The 26,082-nt window shown below is 59.6% G+C and carries 29 protein-coding genes; 22 read left to right on the top strand and 7 right to left on the bottom strand.

All coding sequences use genetic code 11. The features are described 5' to 3' along the window. The first annotated feature begins 242 nt into the window (after positions 1–242). A complete protein-coding gene (locus BLU52_RS20845; RefSeq protein ID WP_090286459.1) occupies positions 243–563 on the top strand; it encodes a PA4575 family protein in 321 nt (106 codons plus the stop codon). Here the strand turns inward: BLU52_RS20845 and BLU52_RS20840 are convergent. Next, on the bottom strand, positions 560–2,389 hold the full coding sequence (locus BLU52_RS20840) for a hypothetical protein (RefSeq protein WP_090286457.1): 1,830 nt from the start codon (positions 2,387–2,389) through the stop codon (positions 560–562). The two genes, BLU52_RS20845 and BLU52_RS20840, sit on opposite strands and share 4 nt — an antisense overlap. Before the next feature lie 161 nt (positions 2,390–2,550). On the opposite strand from BLU52_RS20840, the gene BLU52_RS20835 reads away from it, so the two are divergent. From BLU52_RS20835 to BLU52_RS20825, 3 genes are all read left to right on the top strand, one after another. Then, the gene (locus BLU52_RS20835) at positions 2,551–3,039 is read left to right on the top strand and encodes a TIGR00645 family protein (RefSeq protein WP_090286455.1); all 489 of its coding nucleotides are present in this window, start codon (positions 2,551–2,553) and stop codon (positions 3,037–3,039) included. A gap of 134 nt (positions 3,040–3,173) precedes the next feature. Then, a complete protein-coding gene (locus BLU52_RS20830) occupies positions 3,174–3,479 on the top strand; it encodes a DUF6482 family protein (protein ID WP_090286453.1) in 306 nt (101 codons plus the stop codon). A 122-nt stretch (positions 3,480–3,601) separates the two neighbouring features. Continuing rightward, complete coding sequence (locus tag BLU52_RS20825; RefSeq protein ID WP_090286451.1) at positions 3,602–4,219, top strand: FKBP-type peptidyl-prolyl cis-trans isomerase; 618 nt, start codon at positions 3,602–3,604, stop codon at positions 4,217–4,219. 135 nt (positions 4,220–4,354) lie between these two features. Here the strand turns inward: BLU52_RS20825 and BLU52_RS20820 are convergent, their stop codons facing one another. From BLU52_RS20820 to BLU52_RS20810, 3 genes are all read right to left on the bottom strand, one after another. Continuing rightward, a complete protein-coding gene (locus BLU52_RS20820; protein ID WP_090286449.1) occupies positions 4,355–4,612 on the bottom strand; it encodes a PA4570 family protein in 258 nt (85 codons plus the stop codon). A gap of 205 nt (positions 4,613–4,817) precedes the next feature. Beyond that, the gene (locus BLU52_RS20815) at positions 4,818–5,159 is read right to left on the bottom strand and encodes a zinc ribbon domain-containing protein YjdM (RefSeq protein WP_090286447.1); all 342 of its coding nucleotides are present in this window, start codon (positions 5,157–5,159) and stop codon (positions 4,818–4,820) included. A gap of 197 nt (positions 5,160–5,356) precedes the next feature. Beyond that, on the bottom strand, positions 5,357–6,325 hold the full coding sequence (locus BLU52_RS20810; protein WP_090286445.1) for a polyprenyl synthetase family protein: 969 nt from the start codon (positions 6,323–6,325) through the stop codon (positions 5,357–5,359). A 241-nt stretch (positions 6,326–6,566) separates the two neighbouring features. Here BLU52_RS20810 and rplU point away from each other — a divergent pair, with 241 nt between their 5' ends. From rplU to BLU52_RS20785, 5 genes are all read left to right on the top strand, one after another. Then, positions 6,567–6,878 (top strand): 50S ribosomal protein L21, encoded by a 312-nt coding sequence (gene rplU / locus BLU52_RS20805; RefSeq protein ID WP_007924746.1) that lies wholly within the window; start codon positions 6,567–6,569, stop codon positions 6,876–6,878. Between the two features lie 35 nt (positions 6,879–6,913). Then, a complete protein-coding gene (rpmA, locus tag BLU52_RS20800) occupies positions 6,914–7,171 on the top strand; it encodes a 50S ribosomal protein L27 (RefSeq protein ID WP_016773121.1) in 258 nt (85 codons plus the stop codon). Positions 7,172–7,364: 193 nt separating this feature from the next. Then, complete coding sequence (cgtA, locus tag BLU52_RS20795; RefSeq protein ID WP_090286443.1) at positions 7,365–8,588, top strand: Obg family GTPase CgtA; 1,224 nt, start codon at positions 7,365–7,367, stop codon at positions 8,586–8,588. A 137-nt stretch (positions 8,589–8,725) separates the two neighbouring features. After that, positions 8,726–9,844: a glutamate 5-kinase gene (proB, locus tag BLU52_RS20790; RefSeq protein WP_090286441.1), complete on the top strand. Its 1,119-nt coding sequence runs from the start codon at positions 8,726–8,728 to the stop codon at positions 9,842–9,844. Positions 9,845–9,854: 10 nt separating this feature from the next. Beyond that, positions 9,855–10,322, top strand: a complete 468-nt coding sequence (locus BLU52_RS20785; RefSeq protein ID WP_090286439.1) for a CreA family protein — start codon at positions 9,855–9,857, stop codon at positions 10,320–10,322. 102 nt (positions 10,323–10,424) lie between these two features. On the opposite strand, the gene BLU52_RS20780 is transcribed toward BLU52_RS20785, so the two are convergent. Further along, the gene (locus BLU52_RS20780) at positions 10,425–10,778 is read right to left on the bottom strand and encodes a winged helix-turn-helix transcriptional regulator (RefSeq protein WP_090286437.1); all 354 of its coding nucleotides are present in this window, start codon (positions 10,776–10,778) and stop codon (positions 10,425–10,427) included. 103 nt (positions 10,779–10,881) lie between these two features. On the opposite strand from BLU52_RS20780, the gene BLU52_RS20775 reads away from it, so the two are divergent. Further along, on the top strand, positions 10,882–11,628 hold the full coding sequence (locus tag BLU52_RS20775; RefSeq protein ID WP_090286435.1) for an NADPH-dependent F420 reductase: 747 nt from the start codon (positions 10,882–10,884) through the stop codon (positions 11,626–11,628). 125 nt (positions 11,629–11,753) lie between these two features. Here the strand turns inward: BLU52_RS20775 and rpsT are convergent, their stop codons facing one another. Continuing rightward, positions 11,754–12,026, bottom strand: coding sequence for a 30S ribosomal protein S20 (rpsT, locus tag BLU52_RS20770; protein ID WP_003228351.1), 273 nt, complete (start codon positions 12,024–12,026; stop codon positions 11,754–11,756). Between the two features lie 252 nt (positions 12,027–12,278). Between rpsT and murJ the strand changes: the two genes are divergently transcribed. From murJ to ispH, 6 genes are all read left to right on the top strand, one after another. Continuing rightward, positions 12,279–13,817, top strand: coding sequence for a murein biosynthesis integral membrane protein MurJ (gene murJ / locus BLU52_RS20765; RefSeq protein WP_090286433.1), 1,539 nt, complete (start codon positions 12,279–12,281; stop codon positions 13,815–13,817). Positions 13,818–13,946: 129 nt separating this feature from the next. Then, positions 13,947–14,885, top strand: coding sequence for a bifunctional riboflavin kinase/FAD synthetase (gene ribF, locus BLU52_RS20760; RefSeq protein ID WP_167359910.1), 939 nt, complete (start codon positions 13,947–13,949; stop codon positions 14,883–14,885). A 13-nt stretch (positions 14,886–14,898) separates the two neighbouring features. Then, entirely contained in the window at positions 14,899–17,730 is a 2,832-nt protein-coding gene (gene ileS / locus BLU52_RS20755; protein ID WP_090286428.1) for an isoleucine--tRNA ligase, read from the top strand. Next, complete coding sequence (gene lspA / locus BLU52_RS20750) at positions 17,723–18,235, top strand: signal peptidase II (RefSeq protein ID WP_090286426.1); 513 nt, start codon at positions 17,723–17,725, stop codon at positions 18,233–18,235. Before ileS ends, lspA begins: the two co-directional genes overlap by 8 nt. Continuing rightward, the gene (gene fkpB, locus BLU52_RS20745; protein WP_090286424.1) at positions 18,228–18,680 is read left to right on the top strand and encodes an FKBP-type peptidyl-prolyl cis-trans isomerase; all 453 of its coding nucleotides are present in this window, start codon (positions 18,228–18,230) and stop codon (positions 18,678–18,680) included. The genes lspA and fkpB overlap by 8 nt, the downstream gene beginning before the upstream one ends. A 135-nt stretch (positions 18,681–18,815) precedes the next feature. Then, positions 18,816–19,760, top strand: coding sequence for a 4-hydroxy-3-methylbut-2-enyl diphosphate reductase (gene ispH, locus BLU52_RS20740; RefSeq protein WP_090286422.1), 945 nt, complete (start codon positions 18,816–18,818; stop codon positions 19,758–19,760). Here the strand turns inward: ispH and BLU52_RS20735 are convergent. Continuing rightward, a complete protein-coding gene (locus BLU52_RS20735; RefSeq protein ID WP_090286420.1) occupies positions 19,732–20,286 on the bottom strand; it encodes a GspH/FimT family pseudopilin in 555 nt (184 codons plus the stop codon). The genes ispH and BLU52_RS20735 overlap by 29 nt on opposite strands. A gap of 130 nt (positions 20,287–20,416) precedes the next feature. Between BLU52_RS20735 and BLU52_RS20730 the strand changes: the two genes are divergently transcribed. The 6 genes from BLU52_RS20730 to BLU52_RS20705 are packed head-to-tail and all read left to right on the top strand — an operon-like array spanning position 20,417 to position 26,026. Further along, positions 20,417–20,890 (top strand): GspH/FimT family pseudopilin, encoded by a 474-nt coding sequence (locus tag BLU52_RS20730; protein ID WP_090286418.1) that lies wholly within the window; start codon positions 20,417–20,419, stop codon positions 20,888–20,890. Next, entirely contained in the window at positions 20,887–21,336 is a 450-nt protein-coding gene (gene pilV / locus BLU52_RS20725) for a type IV pilus modification protein PilV (RefSeq protein WP_090286416.1), read from the top strand. Before BLU52_RS20730 ends, pilV begins: the two co-directional genes overlap by 4 nt. Next, positions 21,333–22,046 carry a PilW family protein gene (locus BLU52_RS20720; protein ID WP_090286414.1) on the top strand — a complete coding sequence of 238 codons (714 nt, stop codon included), beginning with the start codon at positions 21,333–21,335 and terminating at the stop codon, positions 22,044–22,046. Before pilV ends, BLU52_RS20720 begins: the two co-directional genes overlap by 4 nt. A 10-nt stretch (positions 22,047–22,056) precedes the next feature. Continuing rightward, positions 22,057–22,533, top strand: a complete 477-nt coding sequence (locus tag BLU52_RS20715) for a pilus assembly PilX family protein (protein ID WP_090286412.1) — start codon at positions 22,057–22,059, stop codon at positions 22,531–22,533. Then, positions 22,520–25,609, top strand: coding sequence for a pilus assembly protein (locus BLU52_RS20710; protein ID WP_090286410.1), 3,090 nt, complete (start codon positions 22,520–22,522; stop codon positions 25,607–25,609). The genes BLU52_RS20715 and BLU52_RS20710 overlap by 14 nt, the downstream gene beginning before the upstream one ends. Positions 25,610–25,624: 15 nt before the next feature. Next, positions 25,625–26,026 (top strand): type IV pilin protein, encoded by a 402-nt coding sequence (locus BLU52_RS20705; RefSeq protein WP_090286408.1) that lies wholly within the window; start codon positions 25,625–25,627, stop codon positions 26,024–26,026. The last annotated feature ends 56 nt before the right edge of the window (positions 26,027–26,082 follow it).

The following is a 26,082-nucleotide window of genomic DNA, read 5'->3' as shown; positions in this document are numbered from 1 at the left end:
CATCGCTAGCAGGCTAGCTCCCACAGTGCTTTTTCAGGATTAGGATTTGCAGCGATCTTCGGCAAATGTGTCACGACTCTGACGTCAATATTCACACAATGACCATTCGGCGCCTTCTGGTTCCATTCGGCTTGCGAAGGACACTTTTCTTCTATTCTCAGGTCAAGGATATCGACAGTATCACTGGATCGAGCCAGTCCTCCTGTGGGGGCTGAATACCGGCTTTATCGAGGGTCGCCGCCATGTCGCGCAACCTCTGCCTTACCCGTCAATGCCTGGGTCTCGTGACCCGGATCGAATGCGCCGTCAAGCCGCTGGCCGGCGATAACGGCATGTGGACATTGCTCTTCGCCGCCGGCATGGCGGGCGAACAACCTTCTGCGATCAAGGCCCAAGGCCCGTTTCACGGCCCGGTGGCGGCCGAGTCGATACTCGACACGATCGTCGAAAGCCTGACCTTGCATGGTTATGAACTGGCCGACGATCCGCAGATATGGAGTCTGCATTTGCAGGCCCAGCTGCGCCAGATCAACGGCGGTCGTGGGCGCAGCCTCAACAGCTAAGGCGCGGTTGGTGGCAATGGCGCCTTGTCGAGCTTGACCTCGAAACCGTATTGCACGGTGCTGAGGTCGGTTCGCTGATAGGTCTCCACGTGCGTCGGACGACCATAGAAATAATGCACGCCGAACAGCGCCGGGCCCTCTGCACTGGCGTCATGGCTGACCGAGAGAATCTGCTTCAGGTAATGACCGCTGTCGTCCTTGGCGAAGAAACGCCATTCGTTGGGCGAGAACAGTTTCAGGTCGACCACCAGTGTGTTGTCCTTGATCTCCAGGCCCTTGGGCAAGGATTTGGCGTCGTATGTCTGCTTGTTCACCGTGGCGAGAAACAGCGGCATCGAGCCGACCGCAATCGCCGGTGTCTCCGGGAACAGATTGAGGTCGTAGGTGATGGTCGCTTGTAACGGGTCGACCTGATACGCCTCGGGCGGCAGTTCGATCGGTTCGTCGAGCTTGCCGCCACGCTTCTCGGTAAAGAAGGTCACCGGGCTGACGCCGGGATTGAGTTCGTCACCGAGCATTTCATCATTGAAGGTGCGGCGGTGCGAGAACTCGATGCGCGCGGCACTCGGCTCCTCCACCGATTGATGAATGCGCACGCCGGCCTTCAGTTGCTCCTCGGTCAGCGTTGCGCCTTTGAGCCAGTTGGCGGCCAGATCGTCGTAAACCACCACCGGCAGGTCCAGCGGCTGCACGGCTTTGGCCGTGGTATGCGGGTTGAAGGTGCGAACCGGCAGGTTCAGGTCTTTGCGCGTGACCGTCGCCGAGGAAAAGTCCAGCACGCTGACTTCCAGCGTTTCGATCGGGCCGTGGAAATACACCTTGTTGTAGCGACGCGGATGCTCCTTCTCGAACGCTTGCTGGTCGTCGCTGAGCTGTTTTTCCAGGCTGTCGCTCCAGGTCTTCTGCTGCTGCAATTGCGCCAGTTGTTTTTGGTAAAACGCCACCTGTTCCGGGCTTTCATTGATCGAGCCTGCGCGCACCAGGTATTGCCCACTGGCGTCGCGGGCCTGGACGATCAGCGGATTGAGGCGAGTCTCGGCCACTTCCGCGGCCAGTGGCAGGCTGTTGCTGACTTCGACCTCGGCGTAGTTGTTTTCAAGCTTCAGCAATTTGACGCTGAGGTTGTCGTTGCTGCGGGTCTGGCCGACGTCTTTCTGCGTCAGGTCGAAACTGTACAGGCGCCGCGGCGCGATGACTTCGACCTGGCCTTGCAGGCTGACCGGTTGCGGCAGGGTTTTCTTGTCGACGTTCAGGCCGTCGATGAACGGGTAGGTCACGGTCAGGTCGTCGGGGTTGGTGACGTTGGAGCTGGACGGGCTGAGCTGGATGCCGGGATCGGTTTCCGACCATTCCGGCTGCCAGGCGATCACGCGTTGGTTGCTCAGTGTCACCGAACGCCATTCGATGGCATGCGGGAACAGGAAACCGCCGGGGATGTTCAGGTTGAAGGGGAAGACCGGCTGCAGGTCGGTGAGGTAATCGGAACTGGCATCCTTGTGCAGCACGAACAGACCGTTGATGAACGTATCGACCAGTGCCTGCGGGGCAGGGTAGTGCTTGAGCACGGCGAGCGCGTCTTCGCCGTACTCGGTATGCGGTGCGAGGTCGTCGAGCTTGAGGCGGGCGCGATCGAGCAACAGCAGCGAGCCGCCGAGTTCAGTGATGGCGTCCTTGAGTTTCGGATCGCTGATTGCGTCCAGGGACTGTTCGAAGGTGGCGGTCTTTTCGTCAAGGTTGACGACGCGTTTTTCATCGCCGGGCGAGCAACCGCTGATCAGCAAGGCAAGGCAAATTCCGGCGGTCGTTAGCGGCAATCGCACATCCATTTCCACGCGTCCTGTCTACGGTCACTGGGCTGTCAATGGTTTGGACACTAGCAGAAAACAAATGACACACACACGCAGGTCGCGGATTTTCGGACGGTTTCTGGCTGTCACAGGTGACTGCTATACTCGCCGCCATTTCCAGCCCCCTTGTGTGAGATTCAATGGAACGCTTTATCGAAAATGCAATGTACGCCACGCGCTGGCTGCTGGCGCCGATCTACATCGGCCTGTCCCTTGGCTTGCTGGCGCTGGCATTGAAGTTCTTCCAGGAAATCGTGCATATCCTGCCCAACGTCTTCGCCATGGCCGAGTCGGAACTGATTCTGGTGCTGCTGTCGCTGATCGACATGGCGCTGGTCGGCGGTCTGCTGGTGATGGTGATGATTTCCGGCTACGAGAACTTCGTCTCGCAACTGGACATCGACGAAGGCAAGGAAAAGCTCAGCTGGCTCGGCACCATGGACTCTTCGTCGCTGAAGATGAAAGTCGCAGCGTCGATCGTGGCGATCTCCTCGATCCATCTGCTGCGCATCTTCATGGATGCCAAGAACGTCGATCCCGAGCACCTGATGTGGTACGTGATCATTCACATGACCTTTGTGATCTCGGCGTTCGCCATGGGTTACCTGGACAAGGTCACCAAGCACTGATCAACCGTTGATCAAGGTAAAAAAAAGCCGCCCGTCTGTTGTGAAACAGACGGGCGGCTTCGCTTGTACCTTGTGCTTTGTTCTGTACAAGCCTATCCCTGTAGATTCTGGCTCGCCACTGCTTGAGGTGTTCGATGAACCTGCAAGAGCTGAACGCGTTCGCCATCGCCGGCAAGGTCGATGAGTTGAATCTGATTTCAATGGAGGGCGGGATCTATCTGCTGGAAGCGCGCATGCATGGGGCGGCGCATCCGTTGCATGATCCTCTGGGTAAAACCCTGACTCTTCGTTCCGTCGAGCATGCACGGGACATGCTGCATGCCTTTCCGGTGCTGCCGTTCAATCTGGTGCACACCTCGGTGCATGATGAAATGTGTGGTTTGGGCGGTGGCATCAATGAAAGTCTGAAAGTGCCGCTTGCCTGGCGCTCCGCCCTGTAGGCCCGGCGCCCCACGTTCGGGGCATCTGTGCTAGTCTGCTCGCCCTTTTGGTTCCGGGCGCGCCGGGACGCGCTGTGCTCGCACGGCACGTCTTGTGGCCGTCCGCACAGCGGAGCAGTGTCATGTCCGAAGTAAATCTGTCCACCGACGAAACCCGCGTCAGCTACGGCATTGGCCGTCAGCTGGGTGACCAGCTGCGCGACAACCCGCCACCGGGCGTCAGCCTGGACGCGATTCTGGCTGGCCTGACCGATGCCTTCGCCGGCAAGGAAAGCCGTGTGGGTCAGGAAGAGATGTCCGCCAGCTTCAAGGTGATCCGCGAAATCATGCAAGCTGAAGCGGCTGCCAAGGCTGAAGCTGCCGCTGGTGAAGGCCTGGCTTTCCTGGCGGAAAACGCCAAGCGTGAAGGCATCACCACGCTGGCTTCCGGCCTGCAGTTCGAAGTGCTGACCCAGGGCGACGGCGCCAAGCCGACCCGTGAAGACCAGGTGCGCACGCACTACCACGGCACGCTGATCGACGGCACTGTGTTCGACAGCTCCTACGAGCGCGGCCAGCCTGCAGAATTCCCGGTCGGCGGCGTGATTGCCGGCTGGACCGAAGCGCTGCAACTGATGAATGCCGGCAGCAAATGGCGCCTGTACGTGCCAAGCGAACTGGCTTACGGCGCTCAAGGCGTTGGCAGCATCCCGCCGCACAGCGTTCTGGTGTTCGACGTCGAGTTGCTGGACGTTCTGTAATTCCGGGCCTGCCTTCGCGGCGGGCTGGCTAATGTAGGAGTGAGCCTGCTCGCGATTGCGTCCTGTCAGTAGTTGATTGGCTATCTGACACACCGCTATCGCGAGCAGGCTCACTCCTACAGTTTTTACCGCGTTTCATAGTTCGATCTTGTTGTGCAGTTCACTGCTGGGGCGCAACGCCCGGGCATAGCAGAACAGGAACAGATTGCGTACCAGCTCCTTGAGTACCAGCGGCTCGCTGGAATTGAGGCTGCTGACGTCCAGATCCCCCTGATCCTGCAGCTCATGCAACGCTTCTTCCTCAAGCACCGCACAGACTTCACCGGTTTCCCGATGGAGGATTCTGAGGTAAGGGTGTGGGCGATCCAGCCAGGCGTCGATCAAATAAGTCATGGGTCGTTTCTCCTTGAAAGGTTTCAATGAGAATAATTCTTATTCGTCAAATAGCAAGTGCCTATTGGCGGATGGCTGGCTTTTCCGGGTAAAGGTTGTGTCAGGTCAAAACGGCTGGCGTTTGGCTATTGTTTGGTTTTGTTGGCGCGAAGCGGGGAGGGTGAAGCTCCATCCCACGGCTGGCGCGGGATGGATGACGCAAGGCTCAGACTTTTCTGACGAACTCGGATTTGAGTTTCATCGGACCGATGCCGTCAATCTTGCAATCGATGTCGTGGTCGCCATCGCACAGGCGGATGTTCTTGACCTTGGTGCCGACCTTGACGACCAGGGAGGTGCCCTTGACCTTGAGGTCCTTGATCACGGTGATGGTGTCGCCGTCCTGCAGGACGTTGCCGACCGAATCTTTCTTCACGTCATCCGTGGACGCCACTTCGGCTTCGCCGCCGGCAGACCACTCGTGGGCGCACTCAGGGCAGACCAGTTGCGTACCGTCTTCGTAGGTGTATTCGGAATTGCATTTCGGGCAGGGTGGCAACGTGCTCACTAAGGTTCCTTGGGTATCAGGAGGATAAAAGGGCGCACATTGTATAGGGTTTTAGCCGAAGGAGGGGATAACGCACAAATGACTGTGGGAGCGAGAGTGCTCGCGAAGGCGGTGTGTCAGTCAAATTCATATCGACTGGCATATTGCTTTCGCGAGCAGGTCGAATCGTCGCACCGTTGCTCCCACAGAGGGATCAATCAGTGCGTGCGGGCGACCGCAAACTCGCTCAGTTCCACCAGCGCATCGCGGTATTCGCTGGCCGGCAATGCTTCGAGGCAGGTAATCGCACGGGCCACGTAATCGCGGGCCAGTTGCGCGGTGTACTCCAGCGAACCGGAAGCTTCCACAGCGATGCGGATGCTTTCCAGGTCTTCGATCCCGCCTTTCTGGATCGCCTGGCGCACCAGTGCGGCCTGTTCCGGCGTGCCTTCGCGCATGGTGTAGATCAACGGCAGGGTTGGCTTGCCTTCGGCCAGATCGTCACCGACGTTCTTGCCCAGGGTTTCCGCGTCGCCCTTGTAGTCGAGCAGGTCATCGACCAGCTGGAAGGCCACACCCAAGTGATCGCCGAAGGTGCGCAGGGCTTCGCTCTGCTCGGCGGTAGCACCGGCCAGTGCGGCGGCGCTATGGGTCGAGGCTTCGAAGAGCATCGCAGTCTTGCCGCGGATGACTTCCATGTAGGTTTCTTCGGTGGTGCTGGCGTCACGCACCTTGGACAGTTGCAACACTTCACCTTCGGCGATGATGCGCGTGGCCTGGGACAGGATCTTCATGACCGGCATCGAGCCCAGTTCGACCATCATTTCGAACGAGCGCGAATACAGGAAATCGCCGACCAGCACGCTCGGGGCGTTGCCCCACATGGCGTTGGCGGTCGAACGGCCACGGCGCATGCCGGACATGTCGACCACGTCGTCATGCAGCAGGGTCGCGGTGTGCAGGAATTCGATGGTGGCGGCCAGGAGACGCATGTCGTCGCCTTCGCGACCCAGGGCCTTGCCACACAGCAACACTAATAAAGGACGCAGACGCTTGCCGCCAGCCGAGGTGATGTAATCGCCGATTTTCGATACCAGCGGTACTCGGGAAGTCAGCTGCTTCTTGATGATGCCGTCGACGGCGCTAAAATCGTCCGCCACCGCGCGGTAGAAAGCTTGGGGTTGCATCAGCGAGAGTCGCTCCAGAAGGGTTGCGCGGCATGCTAGGACCCCCATCCAGACCTGTCAAGGCACGATGGACGGCCACTTGCGCGACGCAGATTGCTTGCGTACAATCGCGCACCCTGAACTTCCTGGGCAGCACCTGCCTTACGCAATTGCACTTGGGCCGTTCCAGCCCCATGCAGCCATGCCAGCCAATACCTCTTCTTATAAAGAGCTGGGTGAGCAGGATTATCGGAGAAATACCATGTACGCAGTAATCGTTACCGGCGGTAAGCAATACAAGGTCGCTGAAGGTGAATACCTGAAGATCGAAAAACTGGAAATCGCTACTGGCGAATCCGTGACTTTTGATCGCGTTCTGCTGGTCGCCAATGGCGACGACGTGAACATCGGCGCACCCGTTGTTGCTGGCGCAACCGTCAAGGCTGAAGTGATTTCCCAAGGTCGTCACGATAAAGTCCGCATCATCAAGTTCCGTCGTCGTAAGCACCACATGAAGCGTATGGGCCACCGCCAGTGGTTCACCGAGATCAAAATCACCGGTATTCAGGCTTAATTACAGCCTAATTCCTCACTAGGAGAATTGAACTCATGGCACACAAAAAAGCTGGTGGTAGTACCCGTAACGGTCGCGACTCAGAAGCCAAACGCCTTGGCGTGAAGATGTATGGCGGCCAGGTCATCAAGGCCGGCAACATCATCGTGCGTCAGCGCGGCACCCAATTCCACGCTGGCTACGGCGTTGGCATGGGTAAGGATCACACTCTCTTCGCTAAAATCGAAGGCGTGATCAAGTTCGAAGTAAAGGGCGCCTTCGGTCGTCGTTACGTGAGCGTAATCGCGGCTTAATCGCGAGATCGCTGGAGAAGCCCTGTCTTGCGACGGGGCTTTTTCGTTTGTGGGGTGAGTCTCTTGCAAAGCTGTTTGTATGGGCTGTCGGCGTGCGATGCAGGTCGTGTCTTGGGGTCGCTGCGCTCATTTTTGCAAGAGTCTTATGTCTTGATTGTTTTTCGGCTCGTCCGTACGGCGAGAGGCGTTGGTTATGAAGTTTGTTGATGAAGTATCGATTCGCGTAAAGGCCGGTGACGGTGGCAACGGTGCCATGAGTTTCCGCCGGGAAAAATTCATTGAAAACGGCGGCCCGAACGGTGGTGATGGCGGTGACGGCGGTTCCATCTACATGATGGCCGACGAAAACCTCAACACCCTGGTCGACTATCGTTATACCCGGCACTTCGATGCCGAGCGTGGCTCCAACGGCGGCAGCACCGACTGCACCGGCAAGAAGGGCGAAGACCTGATCTTGCGCGTGCCGGTCGGCACCACGGTGATTGACTCCGCCACCCAGGAAGTCATCGGCGACCTGACCAAGGCCGGTCAGAAGCTGATGGTGGTGCAGGGTGGCTGGCACGGTCTGGGCAACACCCGTTTCAAATCCAGTACCAACCGTGCGCCGCGCCAGACCACGCCGGGCAAGCCGGGCGAGCAGCGCGACCTGAAACTGGAAATGAAAGTGCTGGCCGACGTCGGTCTGCTGGGTTTGCCGAATGCCGGTAAAAGTACCTTTATCCGTTCGGTCTCGGCCGCCAAGCCGAAAGTCGCCGATTACCCGTTCACCACGCTGGTGCCGAACCTCGGCGTGGTCAGCGTCGATCGCTGGAAGAGCTTCGTCGTTGCCGACATTCCGGGGCTGATCGAAGGCGCTTCCGACGGCGCCGGTCTGGGCATTCGCTTCCTCAAGCACCTGGCGCGTACTCGTCTGCTGCTGCACCTCGTCGACATGGCGCCGCTGGATGACTCCAGTGCTCCGGACGCGGCTGAAGTGATCGTAAACGAGCTGATCAAGTTCAGTCCGTCGCTGGCCGAGCGTGATCGCTGGCTGGTATTGAACAAATGCGATCAGATCCTTGAAGAAGAGCACGACGCTCGCGTCAAGGAAATCGTCGACCGCCTGGAGTGGACCGGTCCGGTGTACGTGATTTCGGCCATCGCCAAGATCGGTACCGAGCGTCTGTGCCACGACATCATGCGTTACATGGAAGATCGTGCCGATCGTCTGGCCAATGACCCGGCCTACAAGGAAGAGCTGGCCGATCTCGATCAGCGCATCGAAGACGAAGCGCGTGCGCAGTTGCAGGCGCTGGATGACAAGCGTGCCCTGCGTCGCAGCGGCGTGAAGTCGGTCCATGACATCGGCGACGATGACTGGGACGAAGAAGATGTGGATGACGAAGACGGTCCGGAAATCATTTACGTGCGTGACTGATTCGTTGCAGTAAACTTAAGCGCCGCTCAATCGAGCGGCGTTTTGGTATCTGGAAATCGATCGTTGGTCAGCAATAGCCACGATTAACGTCATGGGTGGTGTCAGGTCGTGCTGCCCTCAAGCTAAGGTTGAAGATGATGCGGAGCAAGGTGACAGGTGCGCAGCGTTGGGTCGTGAAGATCGGCAGCGCTTTGCTGACAGCGGATGGCAAAGGGCTCGATCGCGCGGCAATGAGTGTCTGGGTCGAACAGATGGTGGCCTTGCATGAGGCTGGCGTCGAGTTGGTGCTGGTGTCCTCTGGGGCGGTAGCGGCCGGCATGAGTCGTTTGGGCTGGACTGCGCGACCCAGTGCGATGCACGAGCTTCAGGCGGCCGCGGCAATCGGTCAGATGGGCTTGGTGCAGGCGTGGGAATCGAGCTTTGCCGAGCATGGCCGGCACACCGCGCAGATCCTCCTGACTCACGATGACCTGTCCGACCGCAAGCGCTATCTCAATGCCCGCAGCACTTTGCGCGCGCTGGTCGAGCTGAAAGTCATCCCGGTGATCAACGAAAACGACACTGTGGTCACTGACGAAATCCGCTTCGGCGACAACGACACGCTGGCGGCGCTGGTGGCCAATCTGGTCGAAGCGGATCTGCTGGTGATCCTCACCGATCGCGACGGCATGTTTGACGCCGATCCGCGCAACAACCCCGATGCGCAGATGATCTTCGAGGCGCGCGCCGATGATCCGAGCCTCGACGCGGTAGCGGGCGGCACCGGTGGTGCGCTGGGGCGTGGCGGCATGCAGACCAAGTTGCGCGCGGCGCGTCTGGCGGCGCGTTCCGGTGCGCACACGATCATTGTCGGTGGGCGACTGGAGCGAGTGCTTGATCGCCTGAAAGCCGGCGAGCGCATCGGCACCTTGCTCTCGCCTGAGCGCGGCATGCTCGCAGCACGCAAGCAGTGGCTGGCCGGGCATCTGCAAACCCGTGGCACGCTGGTGCTGGATGATGGTGCGGTCTCAGCGCTGTCGCAAGGCAACAAGAGTCTGCTGCCGGTGGGCGTCAAACTGGTGCAAGGCAGCTTTCGTCGCGGTGAGATGGTGGTCTGCGTGGCGCCGGACGGTCGTGAGATCGCCCGCGGCCTGGCCAACTACAGCGCGCTGGAGGCACAAAAAATCATCGGTCAGTCGTCGGATGCGATTGTCGGTTTGCTCGGTTACATGGCGGAGCCGGAACTGGTTCACCGTGACAACCTGATTCTGGTTTAAGGAAAGCTCGATGCGCATAGCGAAAGGATTGTTGGGTCTGCTGATGGCGCTGCCATTGCTGGCCTCGGCCGAAGAAATCGGTCAGGTATCGACGGTGTTCAAGTTCGTCGGTCCGAACGACCGCATTGTGGTCGAAGCCTTTGATGATCCGAAGGTCGAGGGCGTGACCTGCTACCTGTCGCGCGCCAAGACTGGCGGTGTGAAGGGCGGTCTGGGTCTGGCCGAGGATCGCGCGGAAGCGTCGATCGCCTGTCGCCAGGTGGGGCCGATCAAGTTCAAGGGTGAGCTGAAGGATGGCGACGAGGTGTTCAAGGAGCGCACCTCGCTGGTGTTCAAGACCATGCAGGTGGTGCGTTTCCTCGACAAGAAGCGCAACACGCTGGTGTACCTGGTCTACAGCGATCGCTTGATTGAGGGCAGTCCGCAGAATGCCGTGACGGCGATTCCGATCCTGCCGTGGGTGCCGGTCCAGCAGTAAGCGCTGCAAACCCAAACGATGTGCGAGCCGGTCCGGCAGTTTTTTGCAGGCCGGCTCGCTGCATTCTGGCGTTTGGATTTGGGCCATTGCAGCCTGAAGCGCTCAGCGCTGATCGCGGCGCATCTCTGCCCATTCGATCAATGCCTGGATTGACGGCCCAAGCGCGTGACCGATGGGCGTGAGCTGATATTCCACCTTGGGTGGCACCTGCGGGTACACCGTGCGCAGCACAATGCCGTCCTTTTCCAGTTGCTTGAGCTGCTGGATCAGCATTTTCTGATTGATCCCTTCGATCAGCTTCTCCAGATCCGAGAAGCGCAGCGCGCCCTTTGCCGCGAACAGCTGGCAGAGGATGATGATTTTCCATTTCCCCTCCAGTACGCGAAGCGTCTCAGTCGTTGCCTCGGCCCAGATCTTTCGATTTTGCGGGTCTTCGCAGTTCCACTCTCGGTCCATTTCTTCCTCGCAGGTGAGTTACCCACCTTTTGGTCGGTACTTACCATTATCACACCAGCCCCCTAACATCGGTGCAGCTAATCATTGAAGAGGGGTTTGGATCATGAAAATCGGCATCATCGGCACCGGCAATATTGGCGGTGTTCTCGCGCGCAAGCTCAAGGCTGCCGGTCATGAGGTCCGTGTGGCGAACTCTAGAGGCGTTGAGGGCGTGCGTGCGTTTGCTGAAGAAATTGGAGTGGAGCCTGCGGATATTCGAGGTGCGGTAGACGGGGTGGAGGTGATCGTGTTGTCGATACCGCTGCCGGCGTTGAGTGCGTTACCTGCTGATCTGTTTGCTTCTGTGTCCCCTGGTGTCCCGATTGTCGATACCAGTAATTACTACCCCGGTTTGCGCGATCCGAAGATTGAGGAGATCGATCAGGGAATGACGGAAAGCATCTGGGTCACCCGGCAGATCGGGCGTCCAGTGATCAAGGCTTTCAACAACCTGCTGGCCTATACCTTGGCTGAGCTGGGTCGTGCGCAAGGTGCTGAGGGTCGTCTGGCAGCGGCCGTAGCGGGGGATGACCAAAAGGCCAAAGAGACGGTCATGTCTTTGGTGGATCAGGTTGGTTTTGATCCGGTGGATGGCGGTACGCTTGATCAGTCCTGGCGGCAGCAGCCGTGCACGCCTTGCTATTGCTGTGACTACGACGCGCAAACCATGCGCCGGGCTCTGGCGTTGGCGGTCAAGGGGCGGGCGCCAGCCATACGCGATGAGTTGCCCCGGCACTTCCAATTGCTCGGTCCGAACCCAGGCCATGACGACGTCGTGGCGATGAATCGTTCTTTCAATCCGCTGGATTGACGCTAGTCGGGTGCGTGGCGGCGCCTGGCTCTTTGAGGGCGGGGCGCGGTCTCGCTCGCGAAGCTGGTCAAATCACAGGCAATAAAAAACCGACCCTGAGGTCGGTTTTTTAATGACTACGTCGATTAAGCGGCTTCTTTCAGCGCTTTGACGTGGCCATTCAGACGGCTCTTATGACGAGCAGCCTTGTTCTTGTGGATGATGCCTTTATCGGCCATGCGGTCGATAACTGGCACAGCCAGAACGTATGCAGCTTGAGCTTTTTCAGCGTCTTTTGCGTCGATGGCTTTGACTACATTCTTGATGTAGGTGCGAACCATGGAACGCAGGCTGGCGTTGTGGCTGCGACGCTTCTCAGCCTGTTTTGCACGTTTTTTGGCGGAAGGTGAGTTGGCCACCGTCGAGCTCCTCGAAAGACTTTTTAGGAAATAGCAAACAAAATAGGCCGCGAATCATGCCGATGAAGACTTGTCTTGTCAAGGGCACTTGAATCGTTCCGCTAAGTGGTAGGTATAAAGAGGCGGGATATTTATTTCCGGCGCTTGACCTGTAAACTCGCGAGCTTTGGCTCTGTGCTGTTGCGGCGCGGAGTATCGCACAAGTAGGCGCATTGTTCGCCTGCTGTTTATCGACAGGCACCCATTCCCTCAATGAATCTGCTCAAATCGCTGGCCGCGGTCAGCTCTATCACCATGCTTTCCCGGGTTCTGGGTTTTGTACGGGACACGTTGATCGCGCGCATATTCGGCGCCGGAATGGCCACGGATGCCTTCTTTATTGCATTCAAGCTGCCCAACCTGCTGCGGCGAATCTTTGCCGAGGGCGCATTTTCCCAGGCCTTCGTGCCGATTCTCGCCGAATACAAAAGCCAGAAGGGCGAAGAGGCGACGCGTACGTTCATTGCTTACGTGACCGGCCTGCTGACCCTGGTGCTGGCGCTCGTCACGGCGTTGGGCATGCTCGCTGCGCCTTGGGTGATCTGGGCAACGGCGCCGGGTTTTACCGACACGCCGGAAAAATTCCAGCTCACCTCTGATCTGCTGCGGGTGACCTTTCCTTATATATTGCTGATCTCGTTGTCCTCGCTGGCCGGCGCCATCCTCAATACCTGGAATCGTTTTTCCGTGCCGGCGTTCGTGCCAACGCTGCTCAACGTCAGCATGATCGTGTTTGCGTTGTTTCTTACGCCGTACTTCGATCCGCCGGTCATGGCCCTAGGCTGGGCGGTGCTGGTCGGTGGTCTGGCGCAGTTGCTCTATCAACTGCCGCACCTGAAAAAGATCGGCATGCTTGTGCTGCCGCGCCTGAACCTGCGCGATACCGGCGTGTGGCGGGTGATGAAGCAGATGTTGCCGGCGATTCTCGGGGTTTCGGTCAGCCAGATTTCGCTGATCATCAACACGATTTTCGCTTCGTTTCTGGTCGCCGGCTCCGTGTCGTGGATGTATTACGCCGACCGTTTGATGGAATTGCCGTCCGGCGTTCTCGGTGTGGCGCTCGGCACGATTTTGCTGCCGACGCTGGCAAAGACCTACGCCAACAAGGATCGCCACGAATATTCGCGGATTCTCGATTGGGGTCTGCGCCTGTGCTTCGTGCTGGTGTTGCCGTGCGCGCTGGCGCTGGGAATTCTCGCCGAGCCGCTGACGGTTTCGCTGTTCCAGTACGGCCAGTTCAGCGGCTTCGACGCTGAGATGACCCAGCGTGCATTGATCGCCTATTCGGTCGGCTTGCTGGGGATCATCGTGATCAAAGTGCTGGCGCCGGGCTTTTATGCGCAACAGAACATCCGCACGCCAGTGAAGATCGCCATCTTCACCCTGGTCTGCACGCAGCTGTTCAACCTGGCGTTGATCGGTCCGTTGGCCCATGCCGGCCTGGCACTGGCGATCAGTGCCGGGGCTTGCCTGAATGCCGGGCTGCTGTTCTATCAATTGCGCAAGCAGAAGATGTATCAGCCGCAGCCGGGCTGGGGCAAATTCGGCTTCAAACTGGTTGTGGCGGTTGCGGTCATGTCGGCGGTATTGCTGGCGGGCATGCATTTCATGCCCGCGTGGGATGAGGGGCACATGCTAGAGCGCTTCCTGCGTCTTGGCGCGCTGGTGGTTGCTGGCGTGGTGGCCTATTTCGGCATGTTGCTGCTGCTCGGTTTCCGTCTGCGTGACTTCAATCGCAAGGCCCTGAGCTAAGGTTTCTGCCTTTATCCACAGGCGTGGGCCGGCAGTTTTGTCGGCTCGATCACTTTGCGTTACGGTGTTGCCTGTCGTCGGCCGTCGGGTGTGGTTATAATCGACCACTTTATGAGCAAGAAGCGCGTTATGCAGCTGGTTCGAGGCCTCCACAACTTGCGCCCCCAGCATCGGGGCTGCGTCGCCACTATTGGCAACTTTGACGGTGTTCACCGTGGTCACCAGGCTATCCTGGCCCGGCTGCGTGAGCGTGCGCTCGAGTTGGGCGTACCCAGCTGCGTGGTGATTTTCGAGCCGCAGCCACGGGAGTTCTTTGCCCCCGAGACTGCGCCGGCACGTCTGGCCCGCTTGCGCGACAAGCTGCAACTGCTGGCTGCCGAAGGCGTCGACCGGGTGTTGTGCCTGGCCTTCAATCAGCGCTTGAGCAAGCTCAGCGCCAGTGAGTTCGTCGACACCATCCTTGTCGATGGTCTCGGCGTGCAGCATCTGGAGGTCGGTGACGATTTCCGTTTCGGTTGCGATCGCCTCGGCGATTTCGATTTTTTGCTGCAGGCCGGGCAGATGCACGGTTTCACCGTCGAAGCCGCGCAAACCGTCGAGCTGGACGGCATTCGCGTCAGCAGCACGCAAGTGCGCAACGCTCTGGCCGCGGCCGATTTCGCTTTGGCTGAACGCTTGCTTGGTCGCCCGTACCGGATCGCCGGTCGCGTGCTGCATGGCCAGAAACTGGCCCGGCAACTGGGTACGCCCACTGCCAATGTGCAACTCAAGCGTCGTCGCGTGCCGTTCACCGGGGTGTATCTGGTGAATGTCGATATCGACGGCAAGACCTGGCCCGGTGTCGCCAATATTGGCGTACGGCCCACGGTACAAGGTGATGGCAAGGCCCACCTCGAAGTCCATCTTTTAGATTTTGCCGGCGATCTGTATGACCGGCGTTTGACGGTGGTTTTCCACCAGAAGCTGCGTGAAGAGCAACGTTTCGCCTCCCTGGAGGCACTGAAAACGGCGATCAACGCGGATGTCGCCGCCGCCCGTGCACTAGCCGCACCTAGCGCCCATCGCTAATGAAGAGCCTTAAATGACCGACTATAAAGCCACGCTAAACCTTCCGGACACCGCCTTCCCAATGAAGGCCGGCCTGCCACAGCGCGAACCGCAGATCCTGCAGCGCTGGGACAGTATTGGCCTGTACGGAAAGTTGCGCGAGATTGGCAAGGATCGTCCGAAGTTCGTTCTGCATGACGGCCCTCCGTATGCCAACGGCACGATCCACATCGGTCACGCACTGAACAAGATTCTCAAGGACATGATCATCCGCTCGAAGACCCTGTCGGGCTTCGATGCGCCGTACGTTCCGGGCTGGGACTGCCACGGCCTGCCGATCGAGCACAAGGTTGAAGTGACTCACGGCAAGAACCTGGGCGCCGACAAGACCCGCGAACTTTGCCGTGCCTACGCCACCGAGCAGATCGAAGGGCAGAAGTCCGAATTCATCCGTCTTGGCGTGCTCGGCGATTGGGCCAACCCGTACAAGACCATGGATTTCAAGAACGAGGCCGGTGAAATCCGCGCCCTCGCCGAAATCGTCAAGGGCGGTTTCGTCTTCAAGGGATTGAAGCCGGTGAACTGGTGCTTCGACTGCGGTTCGGCCCTGGCCGAAGCTGAAGTCGAGTACGAGAACAAAAAGTCCTCGACCATCGACGTCGCATTCCCGATCGCAGATGAAGCCAGACTGGCTGCCGCGTTCGGTCTGTCGTCGCTGAGCAAGCCTGCCGCGATCGTGATCTGGACCACCACCCCGTGGACCATCCCGGCCAACCAGGCGCTGAACGTTCACCCGGAATTCAACTACGCGCTGGTGGATATCGGCGACAAGTTGCTGGTACTGGCTGAGGAACTGGTTGAAGCCTGCCTGACCCGTTATGGCGTCGAAGGGTCGGTCATCGCTACCACTACCGGTAAACAACTCGAACTGATCAACTTCCGTCACCCGTTCTACGACCGTCTGTCGCCGGTGTATCTGGCTGACTACGTCGAACTGGGCGCGGGCACCGGCGTGGTTCACTCCGCCCCGGCCTACGGCGTGGACGACTTCGTGACCTGCAAGAAATACGGCATGGTCAACGACGACATCCTCAATCCGGTGCAGAGCAACGGCGTGTACGTGCCGTCGCTGGAGTTCTTCGGCGGCCAGTTCATCTGGAAGGCCAACCCGGCGATCGTCGACAAGCTGACCGAAGTCGGTGCGCTGATGCACACCACGGTCATCGAACACAGCTACATGCACTGCTGGCGCCACAAGACCCCGCTGATCTACCGCGCCACCGCGCAGTGGTTCATCGGCATGGACAAAGAACCCACCAGCGGTGACACCCTGCGCGTGCGTTCGCTCAAGGCCATCGAAGACACCACATTCGTCCCGGCCTGGGGCCAGGCGCGTCTGCACTCGATGATCGCCAACCGTCCGGACTGGTGCATCTCGCGTCAGCGCAACTGGGGCGTGCCGATCCCGTTCTTCCTCAACAAGGAAAGCGGCGAACTGCACCCGCGCACCGTCGAACTGATGGAAGAAGTGGCCAAGCGCGTCGAAGTCGAAGGCATCGAAGCCTGGTTCAAGATGGACGCGGCCGAACTGCTTGGCGATGAAGCGCCGCTGTACGACAAGATCAGCGACACCCTCGACGTCTGGTTCGATTCGGGCACCACGCACTGGCACGTCCTGCGCGGTTCGCACCCGATGGGACACGAAAGCGGCCCGCGTGCCGACCTGTACCTGGAAGGCTCGGACCAACACCGTGGCTGGTTCCACTCGTCGCTGCTGACCGGCTGCGCCATCGACAACCACGCGCCGTACCGCGAACTGCTGACCCACGGTTTCACCGTCGACGAAGCCGGGCGCAAGATGTCCAAGTCGCTGGGCAACGTGATCGCGCCGCAGAAAGTCAACGACACCCTCGGCGCCGACATCATGCGTCTGTGGGTCGCTTCGACCGACTACTCCGGTGAAATGGCGGTATCCGACCAGATCCTGCAGCGTAGCGCCGACGCTTATCGTCGTATCCGTAACACTGCGCGTTTCCTGCTTTCCAACCTGAGCGGCTTCAACCCGGCCACCGACCTCCTGCCGGCTGAAGAAATGCTCGCGCTGGACCGTTGGGCGGTCGACCGCACCTTGCTGCTGCAACGCGAGCTGCAAGAGCACTACGGCGAATACCGTTTCTGGAACGTCTACTCGAAGATCCACAACTTCTGCGTGCAGGAGCTGGGCGGTTTCTACCTCGACATCATCAAGGACCGTCAGTACACCACTGGCGCCAACAGCAAGGCCCGCCGTTCGGCGCAAACCGCGCTGTTCCACATCTCCGAAGCGCTGGTGCGCTGGATCGCGCCGATCCTCGCCTTCACCGCTGACGAACTGTGGGAGTACCTGCCGGGCGAGCGTAACGAATCGGTGATGCTCAACACCTGGTACGAAGGCCTGACCGAACTGCCGGACAACGTCGAACTGGGCCGCGAATACTGGGACCGGGTGATGGCGGTCAAGGCGGCGGTCAACAAGGAAATGGAAATCCAGCGAGCGGCCAAAGCCGTCGGTGGCAACCTGCAGGCCGAAGTGACGCTGTACGCCGAAGACGCGCTGAGCGCCGATCTGGAAAAACTGAGCAACGAACTGCGCTTCGTCCTGATCACTTCGACCGCCAGCGTTGCGCCGTTTGTTCAGGCACCGGTGGACGCGGTCGCAACCGAAGTCAGCGGGCTGAAACTGAAGATCGTCAAATCGGCCTTCCCGAAATGCGCCCGTTGCTGGCACTGCCGCGAAGACGTCGGCGTGAACCCGGAGCATCCGGAAATCTGCGGTCGTTGCGTCGACAACATCAGCGGCACTGGCGAGGTTCGTCACTATGCCTGATGCCATTGGCCGTTTCGGACGGTTGAGCTGGCTGTGGTTGAGCCTGCTGGTTCTGGTCATCGACCAGGCCAGCAAGTTCTACTTCGAAGGCAGGCTCGAAATGTTCCAGCAGATCGTGATCATTCCCGATCTGTTCAGCTGGACCCTGGCCTACAACACCGGCGCGGCTTTCAGCTTCCTGGCTGACAGCTCCGGCTGGCAGCGCTGGCTGTTCGCCCTGATCGCCATCGTGGTCAGCGGTGTGCTGGTGGTCTGGCTCAAGCGTCTGGGCCGCAACGACACCTGGCTGGCCATCGCGCTGGCGCTGGTGTTGGGCGGCGCGCTGGGTAACCTGTACGACCGCGTCGCCCTGGGCCATGTGATCGACTTCATTCTGGTGCACTGGCAGAACCGCTGGTACTTCCCGGCGTTCAACATTGCCGACAGCGCGATCACCGTCGGCGCGATCATGCTGGCGCTGGACATGTTCAAATCGAAGAAAACCGAAGAGACCGCTCATGACTGAACAGGTATCGGCTGAGCAACGCATCGGCCAGAACACGGAAGTCACTTTGCATTTCGCACTGCGCCTGGAAAACGGCGACACCGTCGACAGCACGTTCGACAAAGCCCCGGCGACCTTCAAGGTCGGCGACGGCAACCTGCTGCCGGGTTTCGAAGCGGCGCTGTTCGGCTTCAAGGCCGGCGACAAGCGCACGCTGACCGTCGAGCCGGAAAACGCCTTCGGCCAGCCGAACCCGCAAAACGTCCAGGTCATCCCGCGTTCGCAGTTCGCCGACATGGAGCTGTCGCCGGGCCTGCTGGTGATCTTCAACGATGCGGCCAATACTGAACTGCCGGGCGTGGTAAAAGAGTTCGACGACGCGCAAGTGACCGTCGACTTCAACCACCCGCTGTCCGGCAAGACATTGACCTTTGACGTGGAAATCATTTCAGTCAAAGCGATCTGAAAATGCAGGAGTGAGCCTGCTCGCGATGGGTGCCTGACATTCAACATTGATGTTGACTGACATACCGCCATCGTGAGCAGGCTCACTCCTACCATGGTTTTTCATAGCTTTTGCGCGCAAGACACGAGGCACAGCATGCAAATCAAACTCGCCAACCCCCGTGGCTTCTGCGCCGGCGTGGACCGGGCGATCGAAATCGTCAACCGCGCCCTCGAGGTTTTCGGGCCGCCGATCTACGTGCGTCATGAAGTGGTGCACAACAAGTTCGTCGTCGAGGATCTGCGCAGTCGTGGCGCGATTTTCGTCGAGGAACTCGATCAAGTGCCGGACGACGTGATCGTGATCTTCAGTGCCCACGGCGTTTCCCAGGCCGTGCGCAATGAAGCCGCCGGTCGTGGCCTGAAAGTCTTCGACGCCACCTGTCCGCTGGTGACCAAGGTGCATATCGAAGTCGCCAAATACAGCCGCGATGGCCGTGAGTGCATCCTGATCGGCCACGCCGGGCACCCGGAAGTCGAAGGCACCATGGGCCAGTATGACGCCAGCAATGGCGGCGCGATCTATCTCGTCGAAGACGAGAAAGACGTGGCCGAACTGCAGGTGCGCAACCCGGAAAAACTCGCGTTCGTCACCCAGACGACGTTGTCGATGGACGACACCAGTCGCGTCATCGACGCCTTGCGCACACGTTTTCCGGCAATCGGCGGCCCGCGCAAGGACGACATCTGCTACGCCACGCAAAACCGTCAGGACGCGGTCAAGCAATTGGCTGACGAATGCGACGTGGTGCTGGTGGTCGGCAGCCCGAACAGCTCCAACTCCAATCGTCTGCGCGAGCTCGCCGAGCGCATGGCCACTCCGGCCTACCTGATCGACGGCGCCGAAGACATGCAAAAGAGCTGGTTCGATGGCGTCGAGCGGATCGGCATTACCGCCGGTGCCTCTGCTCCGGAAGTGCTGGTGCGCGGCGTGATTCAGCAATTGCAGGCCTGGGGCGCCACTGGCGCCGATGAACTGGCCGGACGCGAAGAGAACATCACCTTCTCGATGCCTAAAGAGCTGCGCGTGCGTTCGATCTGACCCGCTCGGCTTTCTGACACAACGCCTGTTCCGTCTTCGCGCGGCTCAGGCGCACGCGACCGGTCGCGGCCAGCACAATCTGCTGCTGGCTGACCGGCTTCTGCATCGAGCAGACGTGTAACGTCCCTGCCTGAAACGCCCGCCCGGGCATCAGCGGTTGTCCCAGACTGCTGAAGCGCACATATCGACTGACTGCCCAATTGCCGACAATCGGCACCCGTGCGTCACTCGCCTGTTCCACCAGCAGCGGATTGCCGCTGTCCTTTTCTCCCTTTCCGCTGATATCGAGAATGATCCGCCAGCCCTGGCTCCAGTCGCCGTTGATGCCATGAATCACCACGCTCTGATTGCGCGTAATGGCCTGGCTGCGGGCGTTGCGCATGCCCTCGAACAGTGACTGCGCCGCCTGCTCGCGGCGGCTGGATTCACTGAGGCTGGCAAGCGCGGGGCTGACCAGCAGCAGAACAATTGCGCCGATCGCCAGTCCCATAAGCAATTCGATCAGGCTGAAACCGTGTTGTGACATGAAGACTCCCTCCGTGGAACGTGATGGATGGCGCGCTCCGTGCGCCGGGCAGGGCAAATCAACCGACACAGGTCGGCTGAATGTTCTAGCGTGTAGAAGCAGGTATAGCCGACGGCAACGGAGGGCATCGATGGATCTTCGTACAAAAGGTTTCACGCTGATCGAGTTGCTCGTAGCGATCGCCGTGTTTCTGGTTTTGATCACTTTGGCGGTTCCGGCCTTTACCCGTTCGATACAGAGCAGCAAAGCCGATACCGAGATGGGCGACCTGCAACGGGCAATCAACTTCGCCCGCCTTGAGGCGATCAACCGGGGGGTCACCACCCGTTTGCGCCCGACCGCTGGCGGCAACATCTGGACCGGTGAGCTGGCGGTTTACGACAGTACTGGCAATCCGGCCAATGTATTACGGGTTGTTCCAGCGATGAGCAGCGGCGCGACTCTGACGCTACCCTCAGGAGTGACCGCGCTGGATTTCAATAATCTCGGCGGTCTGGCGGCGCCGTCGACGGCGGTGGTCATCGGTTACACGCTGGGTACGCAAAGCAGGACGCTGAACGTGTGTCTGAACGGACGAATTCAATTGGGTGGAAATTGCGGATGAGGGCAGGGAGTCAACGGACGCAGCGAGGAATGACGCTGATCGAGGTGCTGGTCGCGTTGCTGATTTTGACGGTCGGCTTGCTTGGCGCGGCGGCAGTGCAGCTGAATGCGCTGAAGTACACCGACAGCTCGCGGATGACCAGCCAGGCCAGTTTCATCGCCTACGACATGATGGACCGTATCCGCGCCAATTCCGCCGCCGATTACACCGCCACACCGCCGACTTCCGGCAATCTCTCGGTTGCGCGGGATCAGGATCTCTACGATTTCACCACCAACATTGCCAATTTCGGTGGCCCGACCGCCACGGGCACCATCACCCGCAATCAGCGCGTGTACACCATTACCATCACCTGGAACGACGCGCGGGCCGCCAACACCGCAACGGCGGCGCGCAGTTTCGTCCTCAGCAGCCGCGCGGCGGTCGATCCGGTGGTGTCGCCATGAAGCGTGGACAACAGGGTTTCGGTCTGATCGAATTGCTGGTCGCCCTGGCGCTGGGCCTGATCGTGGTACTCGGCGTGGTGCAGATTTTCATCGCCGCAAAAAACACTTACGTCAGCCAGAACAGCGCCGCCGCGATGCAGGAAGACGCGCGGTTCGTATTGAGCAAAATGATTCAGGAAATCCGCATGGTCGGCATGTTCGGTTGTCTCGGCACCATCACCGACTCCAGCAGCGCCGGCGATTTCAACGCGGCGCAGCTCGCGCCGATCAGTTGGGACAATGCCAACCTGAAACTGACTCTGGTCACCGCCGACGTCGGCAACGCTGGCGGTACGCCAACCTGGACGGTGCTCTCCGATTGCCGCAACAGCGCCGTCGCGTATACCGGATTACGAACCGCCGCCAGCGGGCAGATCGCGTTTCCGATCCGGCGGCTGATATACAGCTTCAGCAACAATCAGATCCTGATGGGCACCGGCAGCGGCAACCCGACGCAACAGGTGCTGGTGAATAACGTCAGCGCTTTCAGCGTAATGTTTGGACTGGCCAGTTCGGCGACGGATATCGCCGCGTCCACTTACAGCGCCAATCCCAGCGATGCGGCGCGCATTCGCAGCGTGCGGCTGAGCCTGACCCTCACCGATCCGAACAATCGGGTCGCCAGCCAAACCTTCAACGTGGTTGCCGCCTTGCGCAACCGCTTGCAGTGAGGGCATCAGCATGAGGATCTCTCTGCATCAACGGCAGGCGCAGCGCGGCATGGTCTTGCTGGTCAGTCTGGTGTTCCTGTTGCTGCTGACCCTGATTGGCCTGTCATCGATGCAGAGTGCCAACCTGCAGGAAAAAATGGCCGGCAGCGTCAGCCTGCGCAACCAATCGTTCCAGGCTGCCGAGGCCGCGTTGCGCATCGGCGAAAGTGCCGTGCAACTGGACAGTTATTCACTGGTGGTGTGCAGCGGCAATCAATGTGCGCCGCCGGCAGAATCGACGGTGGTCAGCGCAGCGGGGCTCAACTCGACGTCCGGGGTAACCTGGATCGCTGCCGGAAACGGCTTTTACGGGGTGCAGAACATCGGCACGACATTGACCGCGGTCAACGTGCCGAGCAACACCTCGGCGACCCTCTACCGAGTCACCGCTGTCGGTATCGTCGGTAGCTCGCGCAGTGTGTTGGAGAGCGTGTATGCGAAGTTTTGAGCGCTGCAGGACGTTGCTGCTCGGCACGCTGCTGAGTTTTTATCTGAGCTCGCCGGCCTACGCCTTCACGCCGTCCGACTCGCCTTTGCTGAGCGCAGCAGCCGTGCCGCCAAACGTGATGCTGCTGATCGACGATTCGGGGAGCATGAACAGCATCATTTATGCCGCCGGGTTTGATCCGAACGTCAACCGCACACCTGCGCGGCAGTGCAATACTTTTCTTGGATTTTGCTCTGCCCTGAACGCCCCGCAGATCACCGGCGACCTGGTGTTTCTCTCGAGCTTGCCGAACTCGGGTTGCTCCGGCGGCGCCTATGCGTTTTACAACAACAGCCCAGCACCGTTGTGCCTGAAACTGCCCGACCCGGTGGGCAACGAGAACACCCGCTATTCCGCCGATTACATTTCCTACATCGTCAGTCTGGCGATCAGCAACGGCACCCGCGATTTCACCACAGGAGCGATTCCCAACGATTACCGGATGAACGTGGCACGCAACGTGTCCACCGCGCTGGTCAGCAGCAACCGTACCTTGCGCATGGGGCTGGCGACATTCAACCCGGCCACCAGCACCAACCCCGGTAACGGTGGCTTCATCCCGCGCGCGATTACCGATCTGTCGCCGGTCGCGGGTAGCGTGACCCAGGCGCAGGCCGATACCAACTACAACGCGCTGATTTCTTCGATCAATGGTTTGAACGCGGTGGCCAACACGCCTTTGGCGGAAAGTTATTACGAGATCACCCGTTACATGCGCGGCATCGCGCCTTTCTACAACGGCACGCCGAGCACCTACACCAGCCCGATTCAATATCGCTGCCAGAAAAACTACGGCGTGGTGATTACCGACGGCTTGCCGACCTACGACCGAACCTTCCCGACCAACGACCCGTTGGGCGGCAGCCGCTTGCCGAACTGGGATGGCGTCAACAATGACGGCGACAATCTCAACGGTGACGGTGAGGGCGATACGCTGTATCTGGATGACATCGCCAAGTTCGCCTTCGACATCGACATGCGCTCGACCGGCACCGATGCGGCCGGCAAAAGCTGGAACGCGGTGGATTTTCCCAAGCAGAACATGAACACCTACACCGTGGGTTTCGCGGCGGATAACGACATGCTGTCCGACGCCGCCAGTTATGGGCAGGGCAGGTATTACCAGGCCACCGACAGCTCCGGACTCAACGCGGCGTTATCATCGGCATTGAGCGACATTACCTCCAAGGCTGGCTCCGGCGGGGCCGGTGTCGCCAGTAGCAGTTCGTTGAGCAGTGGCAGCAGTTTTTATCAGACCACTTACGATCCCAGGGATTGGCGCGGCACGATCCGCTCGTTCGGCTTTACCTCGGCCGGTACGGTGAATACGTCGAGCGCACAATGGTCCACCGACACCACCATTGTGCCGTCCGCCACGGCACCGACTTACCAGTCGTGGAACACCGTGAGCAATGCGCCGATATCCCTGGCCTTCGGCAACTTTTCCCCCGCGCAGCAGACCATCCTGAATCAGGGCTTGCCCACCGGCATCACCGGCAATGATCTGGTGGAGTGGAGCAAGGGCACCAACAAAGCCGGGCTCAAAGTGCGCAGCGTGTTGCTCGGCGACATCATCAATTCGCCGCTGGTGCTCGCATCGCCTTCGGACAAGACCGCGTCCGATCTGTCCGCCGATACCAGTTACACCACCTACCTGGCGACCAAAGCGGCCAACATGAACACCAGTCTTGTAGTCAACGCCAACGATGGTTTCGTCAACGTGATCAATTCGGCGAACGGCACGCGCCGTTATGCTTACATGCCATCCAGCGTGCTGCCGTCGCTGCGCCTGATCGCCGATACCAACTACGTCAACGGCGTCAGCCACAAGTTTCTCGTCGATGGTCAGGTCGGGGTGTTTGACGTGCAGTCCGGCACTACCTGGAAAACCCTGGCCATTGGCGGCACCGGTGCCGGCGGTAAAACCTTCTATGGGCTGCAACTGTTCGATGCCTCGGCAGGCAACGTAATTCGTGCCCTGTGGGAGGTCAGCGCGCCGGCCACCGCCAGCACGGCCAACGCTTTCAATGATCTGGGTTACGCCTACGCCCGTCCGGAAGTGGCACGCTTGGCCGATGGTCGCTGGGCCGCGTTCATTGCCAATGGCTACGGCAGCAATTCCGGTGTCGCGGCGTTGTACGTACTGGATGTTCGTGATGGATCGTTGATCAAAAAGATTGTTATCGACGGCACGGAAACCACCAATGGCCTGTCCTCGGTGGAGCTCAGGGTCAATTCGTCGAACGTGGTGCAGGCGGCGTATGGCGGCGACTTGAAAGGGCGCATGTGGAAATTCGACTTGAGTGCGACGGCTCCGGAAAGCTGGGGCGTGGCGTTTGCCGGCAAACCGTTGTTCACCGCCCCGGGTGGGGCGACGCAGCCGATCACCGCGCAACCGCTGCTGGCGGATAACCCCCAGGGCGGCAAGCAGGTGTTTTTCGGCACCGGCAAATTCAACGAAACTGCCGACAAGAGCAACAAGGATCAGCAAGGGTTCTACTCGGTATGGGATGCCGATGGCGGCTCGGGACAAATTACCGTCAGCAGTTTGCAGGCGCAGGCGATTACCGGGTCGTTCTCCGGCAGCACCGGGCAGTTCCTGACCACCACGCAGAATGACACGACGTATCCGGGTGAGAAGGGCTGGTATTTGCCTCTGGTGTATAACAACCTGCTGACCGGCGAGCGGGTCATCAACCAGGCCAGCCTTGTGCTCGGGCGAATCGTGTTTACCACGGCCAGCGTCGACACCACCGATCCCTGTGCAAGTTTCGGCACCGGCAAACTGGTCGAACTGGAGGCGTTCAGCGGTAAGATGCTCAACTATGCCGTGATTGACACCAATGGTGACCGTTTGGTCGACAGCAATGACACGATATCCAGCGGCGTGGTGTTCACCGGGGGCATCCCGACCCTTAACGTGGTTTCCGCCGATGCCAAGACCAAGCTTCTGACCGACTCCAGTGGCGCCATCACCACCGTCGTGGAGAAGGGCGGTGGCGGCAGCCGTCGTATCATGTGGCGACAAATCCAGTAAGCGAGAGTTTGAGGCATGCGCAGAACCAACCGAGGTTTCACCCTGATCGAAATCATGATCGTGATTGCGATCATCGGGATCGTCATTACCATCGCCGCACCGAGCTACACCGAGTACATGAAAAAGGGCCGTCGCGCCGAAGTGGTATCGCTGCTCTCGGAACAGGCGCAGATCCTCGAACGGTTCTACACCCGCAACAATGTCTACACCGGCGTCACCGGGCTGAGTGCCGGCAATGACTTCTACACCCTCACGCCGACGATCACTGACCAGACCTTTGTGCTGACCGCAACACGCAAGAGCGGCACGTCGATGGCCACTGACAAATGCGGCGATTTCACCCTGACCAACACCGGTGTCAGGGGCATGAACAACGCGACCACCGGGCTGACCACCAAGGATTGCTGGGGCCGCTGAGGCGCTTTCTTTCGGGCGCCTTTTGCGCCCACTGTCTTTTTTACGGTTGGATCAAA

It is taken from the genome of Pseudomonas granadensis, from assembly GCF_900105485.1.
Lineage (GTDB): Bacteria > Pseudomonadota > Gammaproteobacteria > Pseudomonadales > Pseudomonadaceae > Aquipseudomonas > Aquipseudomonas granadensis.
Note: the sequence above shows the minus strand (reverse complement) of the source record. Positions and strands in the feature narration are given on the sequence as shown.

What these genes read in the sequence shown, in the direction of transcription:
- BLU52_RS20810 (WP_090286445.1), bottom strand. Translation starts at nt 6,325, where the DNA reads ATGCAACCCCAAGCTTTCTACCGCGCGGTGGCGGACGATTTTAGCGCC.
- BLU52_RS20825 (WP_090286451.1), top strand. Translation starts at nt 3,602, where the DNA reads ATGTCCGAAGTAAATCTGTCCACCGACGAAACCCGCGTCAGCTACGGC.
- ispH (WP_090286422.1), top strand. Translation starts at nt 18,816, where the DNA reads ATGCAAATCAAACTCGCCAACCCCCGTGGCTTCTGCGCCGGCGTGGAC.
- ribF (WP_167359910.1), top strand. Translation starts at nt 13,947, where the DNA reads ATGCAGCTGGTTCGAGGCCTCCACAACTTGCGCCCCCAGCATCGGGGC.
- BLU52_RS20785 (WP_090286439.1), top strand. Translation starts at nt 9,855, where the DNA reads ATGCGCATAGCGAAAGGATTGTTGGGTCTGCTGATGGCGCTGCCATTG.
- BLU52_RS20845 (WP_090286459.1), top strand. Translation starts at nt 243, where the DNA reads ATGTCGCGCAACCTCTGCCTTACCCGTCAATGCCTGGGTCTCGTGACC.
- pilV (WP_090286416.1), top strand. Translation starts at nt 20,887, where the DNA reads ATGAGGGCAGGGAGTCAACGGACGCAGCGAGGAATGACGCTGATCGAG.
- BLU52_RS20730 (WP_090286418.1), top strand. Translation starts at nt 20,417, where the DNA reads ATGGATCTTCGTACAAAAGGTTTCACGCTGATCGAGTTGCTCGTAGCG.
- BLU52_RS20715 (WP_090286412.1), top strand. Translation starts at nt 22,057, where the DNA reads ATGAGGATCTCTCTGCATCAACGGCAGGCGCAGCGCGGCATGGTCTTG.
- cgtA (WP_090286443.1), top strand. Translation starts at nt 7,365, where the DNA reads ATGAAGTTTGTTGATGAAGTATCGATTCGCGTAAAGGCCGGTGACGGT.
- BLU52_RS20710 (WP_090286410.1), top strand. Translation starts at nt 22,520, where the DNA reads ATGCGAAGTTTTGAGCGCTGCAGGACGTTGCTGCTCGGCACGCTGCTG.
- lspA (WP_090286426.1), top strand. Translation starts at nt 17,723, where the DNA reads ATGCCTGATGCCATTGGCCGTTTCGGACGGTTGAGCTGGCTGTGGTTG.
- BLU52_RS20720 (WP_090286414.1), top strand. Translation starts at nt 21,333, where the DNA reads ATGAAGCGTGGACAACAGGGTTTCGGTCTGATCGAATTGCTGGTCGCC.
- BLU52_RS20775 (WP_090286435.1), top strand. Translation starts at nt 10,882, where the DNA reads ATGAAAATCGGCATCATCGGCACCGGCAATATTGGCGGTGTTCTCGCG.
- BLU52_RS20705 (WP_090286408.1), top strand. Translation starts at nt 25,625, where the DNA reads ATGCGCAGAACCAACCGAGGTTTCACCCTGATCGAAATCATGATCGTG.
- rpmA (WP_016773121.1), top strand. Translation starts at nt 6,914, where the DNA reads ATGGCACACAAAAAAGCTGGTGGTAGTACCCGTAACGGTCGCGACTCA.
- proB (WP_090286441.1), top strand. Translation starts at nt 8,726, where the DNA reads ATGCGGAGCAAGGTGACAGGTGCGCAGCGTTGGGTCGTGAAGATCGGC.
- BLU52_RS20820 (WP_090286449.1), bottom strand. Translation starts at nt 4,612, where the DNA reads ATGACTTATTTGATCGACGCCTGGCTGGATCGCCCACACCCTTACCTC.
- BLU52_RS20735 (WP_090286420.1), bottom strand. Translation starts at nt 20,286, where the DNA reads ATGTCACAACACGGTTTCAGCCTGATCGAATTGCTTATGGGACTGGCG.
- BLU52_RS20830 (WP_090286453.1), top strand. Translation starts at nt 3,174, where the DNA reads ATGAACCTGCAAGAGCTGAACGCGTTCGCCATCGCCGGCAAGGTCGAT.
- ileS (WP_090286428.1), top strand. Translation starts at nt 14,899, where the DNA reads ATGACCGACTATAAAGCCACGCTAAACCTTCCGGACACCGCCTTCCCA.
- fkpB (WP_090286424.1), top strand. Translation starts at nt 18,228, where the DNA reads ATGACTGAACAGGTATCGGCTGAGCAACGCATCGGCCAGAACACGGAA.
- rplU (WP_007924746.1), top strand. Translation starts at nt 6,567, where the DNA reads ATGTACGCAGTAATCGTTACCGGCGGTAAGCAATACAAGGTCGCTGAA.
- BLU52_RS20835 (WP_090286455.1), top strand. Translation starts at nt 2,551, where the DNA reads ATGGAACGCTTTATCGAAAATGCAATGTACGCCACGCGCTGGCTGCTG.
- BLU52_RS20840 (WP_090286457.1), bottom strand. Translation starts at nt 2,389, where the DNA reads ATGGATGTGCGATTGCCGCTAACGACCGCCGGAATTTGCCTTGCCTTG.
- murJ (WP_090286433.1), top strand. Translation starts at nt 12,279, where the DNA reads ATGAATCTGCTCAAATCGCTGGCCGCGGTCAGCTCTATCACCATGCTT.
- BLU52_RS20780 (WP_090286437.1), bottom strand. Translation starts at nt 10,778, where the DNA reads ATGGACCGAGAGTGGAACTGCGAAGACCCGCAAAATCGAAAGATCTGG.